This window comes from Pseudomonas sp. DrBHI1 (assembly GCF_002205115.1).
Classification (GTDB): domain Bacteria; phylum Pseudomonadota; class Gammaproteobacteria; order Pseudomonadales; family Pseudomonadaceae; genus Aquipseudomonas; species Aquipseudomonas mosselii.
This window is the reverse complement of record NZ_NIBE01000057.1, coordinates 43,376-58,655: the sequence shown is the minus strand read 5'-3', so window position 1 is coordinate 58,655 and position 15,280 is coordinate 43,376. Positions and strand designations below refer to the sequence as shown.

Sequence of the window (15,280 nt, the reverse complement as noted above, 5' to 3'; positions counted from 1 at the left end):
GCAGCGGCGCATCCGGTGCCAGCCAGGCCGCGGGAGGCGTGTTGTCCTCGGCGCTTGCGCCGGTCTCGCGCTCGTCCTTGCTGAACGGGCAGCCCGGGGTATGTTCGGCGGTATCGGGATTGTTGCGCAGGAACAGGGTGCCGGTGTTGCCGTTCAGCGACACGTTGAGCACCGGCAGGGCATCCTGGCGGCAATCGCAGGCCAGCCACTGGTTGGCGCTGCGCACCTTCATCAGCCACTGGTTGGCCTGCAGCAGGCGGGGGCCGGCCAGGGTGCCGGTGGCAAAACTGGCCAACAGTTCCTCTTCGGCCAGGGTCAGGCTGCGCACCTGCGCGCCAGATTTTTCGATGATACGCATTGAGAGGCAGCTCCAAGCTACAAGCCTCAAGCTTCCAGCAAAGCGCGATGGCTTTCAACTTGAAGCTTGCGGCCTGGGGCCCGCCGCTCACTGGCCGCTGAACAGTTTGGCGGCGCGGGCGCGAATTTCCTCGGGGGTGAGGTCTTCCTTGTGGGTAGAGACGAACCACAGGTTGTTGAACGGATCCATCAGGGTGCCGCTGCGGTCGCCATAGAACTGGTCCTGCACTGCGCGCACTGGCGTCGCGCCAGCACGCAGGGCCTGGGCATAGACATTGTCGCAGTCCTCGACATACAGGTGCAGGCCAACCCCTGGGACCTTGATGTCCTCGCTGGGCTTGAGGCCGCCCTCCATGTCACAGGGTGAGCCGAGCATCAGTGACGAGTCACCGATTTTAAGCTCGGCATGGCCGACGCTGCCGTCAGGGCCTTCGAGGCGGAACATCTCGATGGCGCCGAAGGCCTGCTTGTAGAATTCGATGGCCTTGGCGGCCTCCCTGATGCCGAGGTAGGGGGTGATGCTGTGCTGGCCTTCGGGGATGGGTTTGACTGCCATTTGCGTAAGCTCCTTTCACGTGGGTTGTTGTTTGCAACAGCCTGGTGATTAGAGTCGTCTAGGCGGATGGAAAATCGACAGTCGAGTTATATCGATTGTCTATAAAAAACCTGTTTTGTGGCTGATGCGGTCGGTGTAGGAGCGGCCTTGTGTCGCGAAAGGGGCGCGTAGCGGCCCCAGGATTTGATGTTGATGCATCAATCGCCGGGGCTGCTACGCAGCCCTTTCGCGACACAAGGCCGCTCCTACAGGGGAAGTGCGTGAAGCTTTAGAAAATGTAATCAGTCGTCAGGAAGCTCGACTGCCGGTTACGGATGATCTCGCTGATCAGCTCCTTGTTCGCTTCCTGGAACTTGGTCGCCACCAGGGTACGGATGGAAAACACCCGCAGCGCATCATGCACCGACAAGGTCCCCTCGGCGCTGTTCTTGCGGCCGTTGAACGGATAGGTGTCCGGCCCGCGCTGGCACTGGGCGTTGAGGTTGATCCGGCCGACCTGGTTGGCGAAGGTGTCGACCAGGGCGCCGACGGTCTCGGGGTCGTTGCCGAACAGGCTCAGTTGCTGGCCGTAGTCGGAGTCGAGCACGTAGTCGATCACCGTCTGCAGGTCGCGGTAGGGCACCACCGGCACCACCGGGCCGAACTGTTCCTCGTGGTAGACACGCATGTCCTGGCTGACCGGGTAGAGCAGGGCGGGGTAGAAGAACGAACCTCGACTTTGCCCGCCGCCTTCGTTGAGCACTCGCGCGCCCTTGGCGGTGGCGTCCGCCACCAGGCCGTCGAGGTAGTCGACCTTGCCCGGTTCCGGCAGCGGCGTCAGTGCAACGCCCGGCTCCCAGGGCATGCCCGGTTTGAGTGCGGCGAGCTTGCGCTGGAACTTGTCGAGGAAGGCATCGACCACGTCCTCGTGCACGAAGAGGATCTTCAACGCCGTGCAGCGCTGGCCGTTGAACGACAGGGCGCCAGTAACGGCCTCCTCGACGGCGTTGTCCAGGTCGACCTGGGGCAGGACGATGCCGGGGTTCTTGGCGTCCAGGCCCAGGGCCGCGCGCAGGCGGTGCGGGCGCGGGTGGAGTTTCTTCAGGTCGCTGGCGGCCTTGTGGGTGCCGATGAAGGCGAACACGTCGACCTTGCCGCTGGCCATCAACGCGCTGACGGTTTCGCGGCCGCGCCCGTAGATGACGTTGATCACCCCCGGCGGGAAGCTGTCGCGGAAGGCCTCGAGCAACGGACGGATCAAGAGCACGCCGAACTTGGCCGGCTTGAACACCACGGTGTTGCCCATGATCAGCGCCGGGATCAGCGTGGTGAAGGTCTCGTTGAGCGGGTAGTTGTACGGGCCCATGCACAGCGCCACGCCCAGCGGCGCCCGGCGGATCTGCCCCAGGGTGCCCTGTTCGAGCTCGAAGCGGCTGGAGCGGCGGTCGAGGTCCTTGAGCGCGTCGATGGTGTCGACGATGTAGTCGCAGGTGCGGTCGAACTCCTTCTCCGAGTCCTTGAGGTTCTTGCCGATCTCCCACATCAGCAGCTTGACCACCGCCGCGCGCTGCTCGCGCATGCGCGCCAGGAAGGCTTCGACATGCTGAATGCGCTCGGCCACGCGCATGTTCGGCCAGGCGCCGCGGCCCTTGTCGTAGGCGGCCACAGCCGCGTCGAGGGCGGTGAGCGCGGTGTCGGCATCCAGCAGCGGGGCGCTGCCGAGGATCACCTGGCGTTTGCTGTCGCCTTCCTTGAGCCATACCGGACTGCGCACGGTGGCCAGCGGGCCGTCCCAGCGGCGCAGCTCGCCACCCACCAGGTAGTCGCGTTGCTCCAGCGGCGCGCCCAGGCGCCAGGCTTCGGGGATGTCCTCGGGGGCGGGAAACAGCGAATCGAGCAGACGGTCCATGGGTACTGCACCTCTCAAATCCGGATGATGAAACGCTTCAGCTTGCGAGCATGCGCCGACCGGCTGAAAATTGCCAGCCTGGCGCAGCCGCTGGCGGTCATTCCTCGAAAGGCGGCGGGAACACCTCGTCGTCCAGCAGCCTCATCGCGCCGATCGACAAGCCATAATCCATGGCCCGCGGGTCGGCGAACGTGCGCAGGCGCCGCCACAGCCGCGGCTGAGTGTAGTCCGGCAAGTCCTGCAGTCCACGCAGTTCACGACGATACTGCAGGGGCAGATCGTTCCAGATAGTCCAGTCGTCGACATCGGTGTCTGCCAGCATCTCTTCATAATCGGCGTCGGCCACCAGCAGATCGATGTTATTTCGCTCGTAGTAGGATTGGATCTGCTGGGTGACGCGTTCGCTGAGTTCGGCGCTCTCCAGCCACAGCGCCTGGGCCGCGATCCGAGACAATTGCAGGTTGTCCGGCAACTGGGTAAAGCGGTTGTCCCGTAGATCGAACACGACGGGGCGCCAATCGTCATCGCTACGGATGCCGGGGGGCCAGTCGGTGAGCTCGCAACTGTTGAGGTTGAGCATGTCCAGCGCATTCTGCCGGCTCAGGTCAGGACTGCGGGCCAGTGGATTGTGCGACAGGTCCAGCAGGCGAAGATTGTCGAGGCGATCCAGAGCAACCTGGTTGGCGTCGTTCCAGAGGATGCTGTTGCCTTGCATATCAAGCCATTCCAATGTGTGTGGCATGGCGACCGCAGGGATCTGCTCGAAGCCGCAGTTTGTCAGGTGCAGGCGTTGCAACTGGGGAAACCGTTCGAGGAACTCTGCGGGCAGTTCGCTCAAGGCGGGGTTCGCGGCCAGGTCGATCCGCTGGATATGGGTGAAGCGGTCAGGCAGCGCCAGCGAGGCGAGGTCATCGTTGGTCAGGCCCAGGTCGGCCAGGTTGATCATGTGGATGAGCTGGCCTTCTTCCTGTGAGTATTCCGATATCCGTTGCCAGTTGCTCATCAGCCTGCGCGCGGCAGCCTGGCGCAGCGGACTCTCACCTGCCCAGGCACGTACCCGGGCACGGAACGCCAGCAGTTGCTGCTCCAGTTCGGTGAGTTGCTGCATGGGATCCAGGCCAGCCTCGAACCATTGACTCAGTTGCTCGTTGACCTGGAAATCGGCGGACTCGGGGTAGAGCGCTCGGTAGCGGCGCCAGAACGTGCCGACATCGATACGCCGAGCGGGTGGCGCAGGCTCGTCCATGCCGCCGCGCAACTGGCCGCGGTTGCCCCAACCTGGCGCCGAGTCTGTCAGTAGACGTCGGACCATGGCAGGGTCCGAGCGGGCCAGGTCGTTGATCTGTTGGCGCAACCCATCGCCATTGGTGCTCGTCAGACCCAGGGCTGCACGGTCGTTGGGAGACAGCGCCTGCACGACCGCACGGCAGAGATCGTGGTCTTGTTGTAGAGGGGCTGGTCGTTCGCCAAGGTAGGCTTCGTAGCCCTCGGCTGACTTGAGCACGGTACAGACACGACTGGTGTCCTGGCCACCGGCGACAAGCAACAGCGGGCCTTGGGGGGACGCGGCCCGCAGTTCCAGGCGCAGTTGCTCCGGCCAACCAGGCAGCTGTGGCATCGCGTTGATGATCAGGCGCTCGCTCAGCAGGCTGGCTTGCTCGGGGAGATACAGCCCCTTCAGGGCGTTCTTCAGGATGCTCTCGTCACGCTGATCGACGCGCCGCAGGCGCTGGCTGCCGTCTTCGAGGGTGACGGGTTCGAGGCTTTCCATCAGTGAACTGCTGGCGAGGCGTGACATGGCCTTGCCGGCCAGATGCAGCCCGCCGATCAGCGCCAGGTTCAGGCCTACCGACCTGAGGTGGGCCATGGCCTGCGCGCGGTCACCGACCTGCCAGGACTCATAACCTTCGTAGGCTTCATCGAGCAGTTGGTAGGCAATCACCGCGGTCATGACCGTGCCCAAGGCGGGGACGAATATGCCGGCAATCATCAGCATGTCGAGACCGGCGCTGGCCCAGAGGGCCTTGCGCGTCTTGAGCGCCTGTTCGTCGGCCTGCGCGGTAGGCACGGCCAGTTGCCGGGCTTCGTGCTTCAGGCGTGCCACATGGTCGTCGTGGAGGAAGTCGAACAGGTCTGCGGCGATGGGCAGGGGGCGCAAATGCAGGTCGCCACCGGCATTCTGGCGCAGGCGGCTGGCGAACTGGCCCTGCTGCTCGCTTGGCACATAAACCATGAAACCCTGGCGAAACGGCTCCTGCTGCAAGTCGCTGCGCAACTGGCTATGCAGCGCTTCGAGGTTGTCGAAGGCGCGCAGGCTGTCTGTCTGTCCCGGCAGGTACAACACGATGCCTGAAGTACCGGTATCGATCAGGGTCGCCTCGTGCAGGGTGATGCCGAACAGGCTCAGTTGGCTGCAGGGCAATGCTTCGCCATTTTCCGGCAAGGTCTGCAGCGCATCCCATCCCGCACCACTGAGGCGGTTGCGGACTCGCGCCAGGTCAGCCGCCAGACGCAGGCTGTCCTGGTGAACGCGCAGCGCCGCCGGGCGCACGCCGGACGCGGCGAAGGCGGTATCGAGGTGATCCTGGTAAGCCTGCCCGAGGTCCAAATCGCGACAGGTTCTGGCGAACACTTCGGGTGTCAGTGCCAGGGGCTTGATGCGGATCTGCTCCGAAGGCAGGTCGATGTCGACTTCGGTCTCGCTGTCGCCCAGGGTCGTCTTGCCCGTGATCACGGTCTGGCTGACATGCCAGTCGCTGTCCAGGGCGAGGGCGCTGTCGCGGCTGAAGGTCACGGTGTCGCTGAAATTGTGCAAGGCGGCTTCGAGCAGGCTGCGGTGTTCGTGGTGGGTGAGGTAGACCTGGAAGCTGTAGAGGTGCTTCACCCAGACCAGTGATGTACTACGCAGTGGCGCACTGAGTCCGTGTTGCGTGCGCAAGCGTTCGGTGAGCAGGGGCTCGGCGAATTCGTTGATGTTCTTTAAACCGCGCAGGTGCCGTGCCATCGCGCGTTGCGCCCGCATCAGGCGTACCTGGCTGGTCTGGACGGCTTCGCGCAGGTGCGGCGCGGCATTGGCGAACCAGGCCGCCTCGGCGCCGGGCAGGCCCTGCGCCGGCAGGATGGCGTCGCTCAGTTGCTGCCAGTGCCCTGCGCTGGCCTCCCGGGCCCAGACGGGCAGCTGGCGTTGCACAAGGGCATGGTGTGAGTGGGGGATATTCGCTGTCATCTGTGGCTCCTTGCAAAGCGCACATCAGAGCAGCCGTGACGGAGCTGCCGGTGGTACATGGTTGTACCGGCAAAACGAACCTCAATATTGGCCGCGCAGCGCCGATAAATGCGTAATCGACTGCCATCGCCTGCCTATGATCACTCCCCAGCACTCTCAAGAACCCACGCCAGCGCCAGTAGGGACGTTGCGCCAATCGCTCAATCGCCTGCTGCCGGTCGGCCTCGCCCTGGTGGGGATCGGCCTCTCGGTCGCCCTGGGGCATCTGGATGCACAGCGCGAGCGCACTGAGCAGCTGGGCAACCTCGCCGCCCGGCTGGCGGGCCTGCGTGGCGCGCTGGAAGCCCAGCTGGGCGCGGCGTTTGGCCAAGCCGAGGGTATCGCCCAGCTGATCACCGCCGATGGCGGCATCAGTGAGGCGCACTTCCACGGCATGGCCCGTGATGCCCTGCGCGCTGTGCCCTACATGCGTCATATCGCCCTGGCCCCGGGGGATGTCATCCGAGATGTTTACCCGATGGCGGGCAACGAGCGGCTGATCGGGCTGGATTACCGCCAGCTGCCGGACCAGTTCCCGCTGGTGCGATCGGCCCGCGACCATGCCCAGCCGGTGCTGGCCGGTCCCCTGCAGCTGTACCAGGGCGGTCGGGCGTTGATCTACCGGCGCCCGGTGTTCGTCACCGGCAAGCGGGGTGTGCGGTTTTATTGGGGCAATGTGTCGATCGTCGCCGATATCGACCGCCTGCTGCTGTCCGCGGGGCTGCGCCTGGACACCGAGTTCGAGCTGGCCGTGCGTGGCAGCGACGGCAAGGGCGCCGAAGGTGCGCTGATCTGGGGCGATCCACGGTTGTTCGAGGCGCCGCAGGTGATGATGACCGTGGCGGTGCCGGGCGGCGCCTGGCAATTGGTGGCCGTGCCTCGGGGCGGCTGGTCGGGGCTGGACCTGTTCGGCTCGCCGCTGTTCCTGTTCGCCCTGAGCTGCACGGGGCTGTTCAGCCTGTTCGTCGCCCAGCTCAACCGCAAGCAGCGGTTGCTCGAACAGCGCAACCGCGAGCTGCAGCGCTACCAGGCCCAGCTCGAGCGCCTGGCCCACTACGACACCATCACCGGGCTGCCTAACCGTATTTTGTTCCAGCAGCAGTTGGGTACGGCGATCCTGCAGGGGCATGGGCTGGCGGTGCTGATGCTCGATATCGACGGCTTCAAGCAGGTCAATGACAGCCTCGGCCATCCGATGGGCGACCTGTTGCTGCAGCAGGCGACCGCGCGCTTCTTGCAGGAGCTGGACAGCCAGGACCGCCTCTGCCGTCTGGGCGGTGACGAGTTCGTGTTCATGCTGCAAGGTGCCCAGGGCCAGGTGAACCACCAGGTCCGTGCCTTGCTGCGCTGCCTGCAGCGGCCGTTCGACCTGAACGGCAATGCCGCCCTGGTCACCGGCAGCATCGGCCTGGCCTGGTGTCCGCAGCATGGCGAGGACGCCGACAGCCTGTTGCGCCATGCCGACACCGCCATGTACGTGGCCAAGGAAGCCGGGCGCGATGCCTGGCGTCCCTATCACCCGGACATGACCGAGCGCCTGCAGCAGCGCCTGGAGCTGGAGCGCAACTTGCGCCGGGCCCTGGAACACAACGAATTCGAGCTGTGGTACCAGCCCAAGGTCGATCTGTTCAGCGGCCAACTGGAGGGCGTCGAGGCCCTGCTGCGCTGGCGTGACCCTGAGCATGGCCTGGTCTCGCCAGGGGAGTTCATACCCCTGGCCGAGCGCACCGGGCTGATCATTCCGCTCGGTGAGCGGGTGCTGGAGCTGGCCTGCGCGCAGCTGGCCGAATGGCGTGCCGGCGATGGCCTGCCCGGACCGTTGGCGATCAACGTCGCAGCCCTGCAGATCGAACGCAGCGACTATGTCACCAGCCTGGCCTCGGCACTGGAACGCCATGGCCTGCCGGCCAACCTGCTGGAGGTGGAGATCACCGAGAGCCTGCTGATGGAAAGCCAGCAGCAGGCCTGCGCGGTGCTGGCGCAGTTGCAGGCCATGGGCGTGGCCACGGCGGTGGACGACTTCGGCACGGGCTATTCGTCGCTGGCCTATCTGCGCGCGCTGCCGATCGATCATCTGAAGATCGACCGTGCCTTCATCAAGGATCTGCCCGGGGACGACGACGCGGTGGCCATCGCCAGGGCGATCATCGACCTAGGCCATGCCCTGGGTTTTCGCATCACCGCCGAAGGCATCGAAACCCAGGAGCAATACGATTTCCTGCGCCATGCCGGTTGCGACCAGGGCCAGGGCTTCCTGCTCGGGCGGCCGATGCCGGCCGAGGCGCTGCGCCGCTGGCTGGCCGACAACCACGAACGGCGGCATCGCCCACCGGGGCGTTAGCTTGCTTCGTCTACGCCCAGGCTCGCATACCCCACCCGTGGCACCTGCCCCAGGCGCTGCTCGACCAGTGCCAGCAGCGACTCGCCGCTGGCCAGGTAGGCATCGCCGAAGTCATGCCCGCCCAGCGCGCTGGGGTGGGCCACCAGCTCCAGCACGCCATGCGCGGGGGCCAGGCCGGCCTTGAGGTCGGCCGGGGTGCAGACGAAGTCGGCGGTGCTCCCGGCGAGCTGACGCAGGCGCCAGTTGAGCAGGGTCTTGAACGCACGCTTGGCCGGTCCGATGTTGTGCCCGAGGTTGCGCGCCAAGCGTACCGGCACGCCCTGGTCGCGGGCGAAGCGGGCGACGACGGTGCCCACCGGCCAGATGTTGTGCACGTGCTGGTGCGAGTCCAGGTGACTGGGCATCAGGCCATGGTCCAGGCAGTGTTTCCACTGGGCCTCGAGTTCCGCTTCCACCGCGGCACGTTCCCGGCGCGACAGACGCAGGGTGCGCTGCTTCAGGCGCAGGTCGAACTCGCCGTGGGGCGTGCAGAAGCGTGGCTCGGCAAGGATCGCCTGGCTCAGCGGCCGGCCGTAGGTGAGGTTGAAGTGCAGCCCGATACGCCCCTTGAGCAGTGGCTGCTGGGCCAGCGCGCAGGCGGCGGCAAAGGCTGGCATGTTGGCCATGGCCGTGGCCGAGCTGATCAGCCCGGCCTGGAAGGCGTGTAGGATGACCGCGTTGGTGTGGGCACTGAGGCCGAAATCGTCAGCGTTGACTATGACCTGGGATGGCATCCGGGCGCTCCTGTGGCGGGGTGGGGGCGACAACATCGGCTTCGTAGCGCGGCGAGCGTCTGCGCAGGCGCGGCTTGAGCCAGCGCCAGCAGCGCTGCGCCAGGCCCAGCAGCACGCCGTCGGGCCGCCAGCTGTAGCTGCTCAGGCGCCACTGTTCGAGCTGGCCGGTCATGCGTTCGTGTAGCTGGTGGCTGGAGTTGTCCAGGCTGACCCGCGAGGCGTCGATCCATTTCCAGTCCGCGTCCAGGCCCCAGTGGATCCACTCCTCCAGCAGCACGCGGCCGCTGCCCAAGTCACGGTGTTCGGGCATGAAGGCGAGGTTGTAGTCGTAGACCCGGCCGCGCTCCACCAGGCCCAGGCGGTAGCTGATGCAGCGCCCGTCCAGCTCCAGCAGCACCAGGCACACCAGGCCTTCGCCAGCCAGCGCGGTGAAGGCTTGGTACATCCACTGGCGGCGCAGGGGGCCGGAGAAGATACCAACCTCGTCGTCGCCTTTCCAGCTTGCGGCCTCGACGGCGCTGATGGCGTCGAGCAGCTCACTCATGTTCTCGGCGCTGGCCGTGACCCGACGCACGCTGGCGCCACAGGCCTTGATCCGTTTGCGTGCGCGGCGCAGTTTGTAGCGCGGGTCGCCGCTGACCTCCTGGCGATCCTGTTCGTTGATGCGGTGCACCGGCACGCGGCAGGTCAGGCGCTGCTGCCAGGTGGAACTGGCACTGGCCCACTGGCGCAGCCAGCCTTCGTGCTCGGCGTTGTCGGGCACCTCGTTCAGTTGCAGCAGGGCATGGGGCAGGTGCTTGCGGATGGCCTGCAGGACTTGGTCGGCGTATAGCGCCGGCAGGTCGATGAGCAGGGCGATGCGGTCGTTCAGCGGATAGCCCAGGTGGCGCACCACCGGGGCGAACAGCGGGCCGAAGGGCTCCCGGGCGCGGACCAGGGGCAGGCACAGGCACAGGCGTTGGTCCTGGTAGCCGAGCAGCACGCCGAGCTGCTGGCCGGGCAGCAGGGCGGCCTCGGCGGCGCACAGCCAGCCGAGGTGGTTGAACGGCGTGCTGCCGGGCAGTCGCCTGCGCAGCGCCTCGTAGTCGGCGGCGGGGAAGTCGTCGCTGCGCAGCGAGGCGCACCAGCTGAGCTGCAGGGTCATAATTTCAGCCCGCCGAGGCCGATGAGGCCGGGACCTCAGGTTTGCGCAGCGGTTCCAGGCGCGAGGTGGTGTAGCGGCTCTCGCGGTAGAGCCTCCAGCGGCCGAACAGGCAGTACACGTTCGTGATCCGTTTTTGTTCCTGGTAGCCCATGCGCAGGTGCAGCTTGAGCGCCGGGATGTTGTGCTGTTCGCACACGTCCACCACCTTGGTGCAGCCCTGGGCGGCCATGGCCTTCCACAATGCCAGCTGCAGGTCCACCGACAGTTCGGTGCCCCAGTACTTGCGGATCAGCTCGCCGCCGAACTCGAAGAACTCGCCTGGCCCGACCGGGAACCAGCACCCGTAGTAGTGGCGGTCGTGGTAGTGGCGGTTGCTGCCCCAGATGAACGCCACGGCGTCGTTGTCGTCGTCGAGGAACATCAACCCGGTGTGGCCCTCGGCGGCCAGTTCGCGCATGGTCTCGACCCGGTCGCCGAAATGGCGGGCGAAGGCCTGCACGTTATGCACGGTGATGCTTTCGACGCGCAAGGTGCCGTAGGGCTTGAGCCGGTGCGGCGGTACCGGGCTGTCCAGGTCGCGCTCCATCCACAGCAGTTCCCAATGGTAGAAGACGTAGTGCCGGAAGGCGCTACCGAGGGTGTCACGCAGTCCCTTGCGCTTGATGCGGTCCTGGATCTTGGTAAATGCAGTCATGGTGCCTCCTGGGCATGGCTGAGCGAGATGCGTCTCATGACGCGCTCCAGGTCAGGGCGAACACGGTCTGCCCTGGCAGTTGAAAACGGACCTGGCCATCGGCGCAGCTGAAGCTGGCGCGGCGGCTCTGGTTGTCGGGGCCGAACAGTTCGAGCTGGCCGGATGGGCAGTCGCCCAAGGTGAGCGCCACCTGTTGCAGGCGCTCGGCTTTGTTCACTCCCAACAGGCTGCGCTGGTGCTGACGGGCCATGGCCAGGGCGTCGACCTCGAAAGCGTCGTTGTCCAGGGCCAGCACCTGGTCCAGCCAGTGGCGTTGGATGAACTGCTGGGCCAGGCCCACCGGCTTGAGTTCGTAGCGCTGGTCGCCGGCATCGCGCAGCATGCCCTTGGGCCATTCGGGCTCGTCGGCGACATGGAACCAGTTGAGCATGTCGAGCAAGCCATCACCGGCGGCATTGATCACCACCGACGTCCACCACAGGCCGGCGTAGTGGGTGTTCTGCTCGTAGGGGCTAAGGCTCGAGCCGCTGGACAGGTTGGTCTGGTCCAGCAGCAGCGCCTTACGCGGCCGGCCCTGGCCGTCCAGGCCGACCAGCTCGGCGGCCTGGCGCACGCTGTCACGGTAGCTGCGGGTGGCGAGCAGGTCGCGGACCATCCATTCGTGCCAGGCCAGGGCGTCGATCTGCGCGCCCTGTTCGGCGAGCAGGCGCCGTGCCCAGTCGATGCCACGGCGTTGCTTGCCATCGTCGGTGAAGGGGCCGCCGAGCAGGCGCGAGGAAGCCGGCATGGCGATGCGCACGCCGGCCTCGCGGGCGCCGGGGTATTCGCGCACGCGCCTGACCATGGCCTGGAAGAAGTCGCGGTAGCTGGCGTAGTCGCGATAGTTGAGGTTGGGCTCGTCGGCAAAGGCCAGGTAGTGGGTACCTTTGCCGCCCAGGGCCTTGGTCGCCTCGAGCCAGGCGTCAAGGCCATCGCTGCTGGTGCGGTCGCTGCGCAGGTCGGCGACCCGGGCGCTGCCGGCCAGCAGGGTGATGTCCTGGAGGATGCCGAAACGTTCCTGGTAGAGCTTGCGCCAGGTGTTCTCGAAATCGGGTTGCCGTTGCAGCACGTCGACGAAGCTGTAGAAACCGGCGGCCTGGGGGCGCAGGGCATCCAGGGCGGCAAAGCTCGAGGCCGGCGGCAGCACATAAGGCAGGGCCACCCCTAGCCTCGGCGTGGGGCCGAGTACTTTGCTGCCCAGGGCCAGGCGCACCTGGCCTGGTTGCTGGGGCAGGTCGCCCAGGTCGTCAGTACGCTGGGCGAACAGATTGGTGGTGCCGTCGAGCCAGAATGCCGCCTTGCCGCTGCCCTGCAGGCCCAGGCGCCAGGTCTCGTCGCGGGTACTGACCGGCAGTGGCAACTGGTCGAAGCGCCAGTAGGCACGGTAGGGCTTGAGCGGCAACTGCACGCGGCGGCCGTCGCCGAGGCGTTCGGCGAACAGCCCGTGGACGCCGCCATGGTGCTTGCCGGCCAGCACCGCCCGTTCGCCGGCCTTGACCCGGAAGTACAGCTCGACACCCGGCCCGACCTCGGCGCTGAAGTGCACCTTGGACGGAGCGAACAGTGCACGGGTGCTGGCGTCGTGCTGTATACGGTAGTCGCGAAAGCTGTAGCCGGGCACTTCCAGGCGATAGGCGCCGCCAGCGGGTGTCAGCGGCCAGCGCTGCTCGCCGCGCACCTGCGTGGCGTCAATGCGCCGCTCGCCGGCCAGCCGGCCCTGTCCATCCAGCAGGTACAGGCGCTCCGGGTTGGCGTCGGCCTGCCAGGCCGGACGCCACTGGATGCGCAGCTCGTCGGCGCGGGCCGGCAGCAGGTACAGGCTGCCATCGCGGATCTCGCCCCATTGCACGGGCGCGGCGAGCGCTGTCTGCGCCAACAGCGTGGAGCACAGCAGCAGGGCTTTCATGCCGCCCTCCGTTGCAGCATCTGGCGCAGCGGCGCCAGGTCGGCGGGCAGGATGATCAGGGTCTGGCCCAGCGGCACGCCGCTGAGGCGGCAATACAGCACCAGCATGGCCACGGTGACTGCCAGGTAGGCAATGGATGAGGCCGCCGCCGCGCCGACGATCCCCCAGGTCGGAATCAGCGCCACGTTGAGCACCAGGTTCAGCGCGGCGCCCGCGCCCATCAGCAGCGACACCGTGCCGGGACGGTTCTTGCCCAGCAGGTCCAGGCGCAGGATGCTGGCGTAGCACAGGCCGAGCAGGCCCGGCAGCAAGGCCAGCAGCGCCGGATAGGCCGGCGCGTAGTCAGCGCCGAACAGGGTGACGATCAGCCACTGGCCGATCAGCGCCATGCTCAGGCAGGCGCCGAGCATCACCGTGGCCGTGAGGCGCAGCGCCAGGGGGGTCAGGCGCTCCATGCCGGCGTCCTGCTGCAGCAGGCGTTTCATCAGCGGCGTGGTCACCGCCTCGGGGACGATCAGCAGCAGTTCGGCGGCGGCGCTGGCCATGGCGTAGTGGCCCAGGGCGGTGCTGCCGAGCATGGCGCCGATGAACAGGTAGTCCGAGCGCAGGATCACCTGCTGGAACAATAGGTCGGGGTGGCTCTTGGCGCTGTAGCTCAGCAGCTCGCGCTGCCCGCCGCGATCCCAGCGCAGGGCCAGTGGGTGCTGGCGGCGCAGCCACCACAGGCCCAGCACCAGCACCAGGGCGATGCCGCACAGCCAACTGATCAGCGCGGCTTCCAGGGCCTCGTCGCGCCACATCCAGAACAGCCCGAGAAACAGCAGCAGCGGCGCCAGCGATTCGGTCAGGCGCAGGGCGTTGAAGGCGCCGACACCGCCGCTGGCGTTGTGCAGGGTCAGCAGACCGCTCTTGAGCACGGTCATCGGCACCGCCAGCAGCAACAGCCAGGCCAGCAGGCCCAATTGCACGGTAATTTCCAGATTGGTGCCCAATTCGCGCACCAGGAACACGCAGACCAGGGTCAACAACCCGGCCAGCAGGCAACCGTAGACCAGCACCTGGGTCAGCAGCAGGCCCATGTCGCGCTGCTTGGCCGCCTGGTAGCCCACCGCGCTGTTCAGGCCGCCGCTGGTGGCGGCGCTGATCAGGTCGGGCAGGGTGCTGAGCAGGGCGAACAGGCCGCGCTCGCTGGGCCCGAGGATGCGCGCCAGCAGCACGTTGCGCAGCAGGCGCAGAGCGATCATCGCAAGCTTGGTGCCCATGCTCAGCGCCAGGTGGCGCAGGTAGCTGTTGCGGTTCATCAGCGTTCTCCGCGGCTGATGCGCCAGGCCAGCAGCGAAGGACGGCTGGCATTGCGCTGGCTCACGCCGATGCGCGGCAGCGCCAGCGGGTCGTCGTGGCCCTGGCAGATGCCCGGGCGGGTGCTCAGGGCGTAGGGGTAGCGGTGCGCGGCGACCCGCGCGCGCACGCGTTCGTCATGGTCGCCATTGGGGTAGCAGTACACCGGCAGCGGTTCGCGGCAGCCTTCGTTGAGCGCGGCGTGGCTGCGTTGCAGCTCTTCGTTGAGGCGGTGATCGTCCAGGTAGGGCAGCAGGGCATGGCTGGCGCCGTGGGGGCCGAAACGCACCAGGCCGGAGTCCTCCAGGGCGCGCACCTGCTGCCAGTCCATGGCCTGGGGCAGCGACTCCGGCGGGCAGGCGTCGGTCAGCACATGCAGGGCCTGGGGGCTGAGGCTCTTGAGGGTCTGCAGGTAGCGCGCCAGCACCAGGCTGCGGGCCTTGCTGTGTTCGTGCATGAAGTAGGCCGCCGGCAATGGCCGGCCAAGCTTGCGCAGGCGTTCGATCAGTTGCCGGCGGGCGTCCTCGCCATGGCTGCCCCAAAGGGTCTCGCCGACGCTCTCCCACCAGAAGCGCTGGCGGCTGCCGATGTAGTCGGTGGACAGGAAGATGCTCGCCGGCACCTGGTGGCGCTGCAGCAACGGGAAGGCGTTGACGGCATTGTCGCGCCAGCCGTCGTCGAAGGTCAGGGCCACCTTGGGGCGGGTATCGCCGCGGGGCTGCTCGTGGCTCTTGAGCAGGTCCATGAGGCTGACGCAGTCGAAATGGCGGTGCAGCCAGCGCAGCAGCCCTTCGAAGGCCCGGGGGCCAACGCACAGCTCGTTGCGATGGGGCAGGGCGGCGCTGGCGTCATCGGCCAGCACCCGGTGCAGCATGAGGATCACCCCGGCGCCGCGCAGCTCGGCGCGCCCGCGCGGCGACTTGAAATAGAACCAGCCACTGGCCTGCTTGATTTGAGTCTTGATCGGCATGTCCGTCGC

General features: G+C 66.8%; 10 protein-coding genes and 1 pseudogene. 1 reads left to right on the top strand and 10 read right to left on the bottom strand.

The window, feature by feature from the left end; genetic code table 11:
• The 4 genes and pseudogenes from CC207_RS27525 to CC207_RS10755 all read right to left on the bottom strand — a co-directional run.
• Nucleotides 1–358, bottom strand: a pseudogene (locus tag CC207_RS27525) (hypothetical protein); the annotation flags it as partial.
• An 87-nt stretch (nt 359–445) separates the two neighbouring features.
• Nucleotides 446–913, bottom strand: a complete 468-nt coding sequence (locus CC207_RS10765) for a VOC family protein (protein ID WP_088852071.1) — start codon at nt 911–913, stop codon at nt 446–448.
• A gap of 268 nt (nt 914–1,181) precedes the next feature.
• On the bottom strand, nt 1,182–2,801 hold the full coding sequence (locus CC207_RS10760; RefSeq protein WP_028689461.1) for an NADP-dependent glyceraldehyde-3-phosphate dehydrogenase: 1,620 nt from the start codon (nt 2,799–2,801) through the stop codon (nt 1,182–1,184).
• Between the two features lie 97 nt (nt 2,802–2,898).
• Nucleotides 2,899–6,027: a dermonecrotic toxin domain-containing protein gene (locus CC207_RS10755; RefSeq protein ID WP_088852070.1), complete on the bottom strand. Its 3,129-nt coding sequence runs from the start codon at nt 6,025–6,027 to the stop codon at nt 2,899–2,901.
• A 187-nt stretch (nt 6,028–6,214) separates the two neighbouring features.
• Between CC207_RS10755 and CC207_RS10750 the strand changes: the two genes are divergently transcribed.
• Nucleotides 6,215–8,407: a bifunctional diguanylate cyclase/phosphodiesterase gene (locus tag CC207_RS10750; RefSeq protein WP_232108726.1), complete on the top strand. Its 2,193-nt coding sequence runs from the start codon at nt 6,215–6,217 to the stop codon at nt 8,405–8,407.
• Here CC207_RS10750 and CC207_RS10745 read toward each other — a convergent pair.
• The 6 genes from CC207_RS10745 to CC207_RS10720 are packed head-to-tail and all read right to left on the bottom strand — an operon-like array spanning nt 8,404 to nt 15,271.
• A complete protein-coding gene (locus CC207_RS10745) occupies nt 8,404–9,180 on the bottom strand; it encodes a ChbG/HpnK family deacetylase (protein WP_028689464.1) in 777 nt (258 codons plus the stop codon). The genes CC207_RS10750 and CC207_RS10745 overlap by 4 nt on opposite strands.
• The gene (locus tag CC207_RS10740) at nt 9,152–10,324 is read right to left on the bottom strand and encodes a GNAT family N-acetyltransferase (RefSeq protein WP_028689465.1); all 1,173 of its coding nucleotides are present in this window, start codon (nt 10,322–10,324) and stop codon (nt 9,152–9,154) included. The genes CC207_RS10745 and CC207_RS10740 overlap by 29 nt, the downstream gene beginning before the upstream one ends.
• Nucleotides 10,325–10,328: 4 nt before the next feature.
• A complete protein-coding gene (locus CC207_RS10735; RefSeq protein WP_088852069.1) occupies nt 10,329–11,018 on the bottom strand; it encodes a GNAT family N-acetyltransferase in 690 nt (229 codons plus the stop codon).
• Nucleotides 11,019–11,052: 34 nt separating this feature from the next.
• Entirely contained in the window at nt 11,053–12,963 is a 1,911-nt protein-coding gene (locus CC207_RS10730; RefSeq protein ID WP_028689467.1) for a hypothetical protein, read from the bottom strand.
• Nucleotides 12,960–14,264 carry an oligosaccharide flippase family protein gene (locus CC207_RS10725; protein WP_062361780.1) on the bottom strand — a complete coding sequence of 435 codons (1,305 nt, stop codon included), beginning with the start codon at nt 14,262–14,264 and terminating at the stop codon, nt 12,960–12,962. Before CC207_RS10725 ends, CC207_RS10730 begins: the two co-directional genes overlap by 4 nt.
• Nucleotides 14,264–15,271, bottom strand: coding sequence for a polysaccharide deacetylase family protein (locus CC207_RS10720; RefSeq protein WP_028689469.1), 1,008 nt, complete (start codon nt 15,269–15,271; stop codon nt 14,264–14,266). Before CC207_RS10720 ends, CC207_RS10725 begins: the two co-directional genes overlap by 1 nt.
• Between the last annotated feature and the right edge of the window lie 9 nt (nt 15,272–15,280).

Coding starts and splice junctions, on each gene's coding strand:
- CC207_RS10765 (WP_088852071.1), bottom strand. CDS start 913: ATGGCAGTCAAACCCATCCCCGAAGGCCAGCACAGCATCACCCCCTAC.
- CC207_RS10760 (WP_028689461.1), bottom strand. CDS start 2,801: ATGGACCGTCTGCTCGATTCGCTGTTTCCCGCCCCCGAGGACATCCCC.
- CC207_RS10755 (WP_088852070.1), bottom strand. CDS start 6,027: ATGACAGCGAATATCCCCCACTCACACCATGCCCTTGTGCAACGCCAG.
- CC207_RS10745 (WP_028689464.1), bottom strand. CDS start 9,180: ATGCCATCCCAGGTCATAGTCAACGCTGACGATTTCGGCCTCAGTGCC.
- CC207_RS10740 (WP_028689465.1), bottom strand. CDS start 10,324: ATGACCCTGCAGCTCAGCTGGTGCGCCTCGCTGCGCAGCGACGACTTC.
- CC207_RS10735 (WP_088852069.1), bottom strand. CDS start 11,018: ATGACTGCATTTACCAAGATCCAGGACCGCATCAAGCGCAAGGGACTG.
- CC207_RS10730 (WP_028689467.1), bottom strand. CDS start 12,963: ATGAAAGCCCTGCTGCTGTGCTCCACGCTGTTGGCGCAGACAGCGCTC.
- CC207_RS10725 (WP_062361780.1), bottom strand. CDS start 14,264: ATGAACCGCAACAGCTACCTGCGCCACCTGGCGCTGAGCATGGGCACC.
- CC207_RS10720 (WP_028689469.1), bottom strand. CDS start 15,271: ATGCCGATCAAGACTCAAATCAAGCAGGCCAGTGGCTGGTTCTATTTC.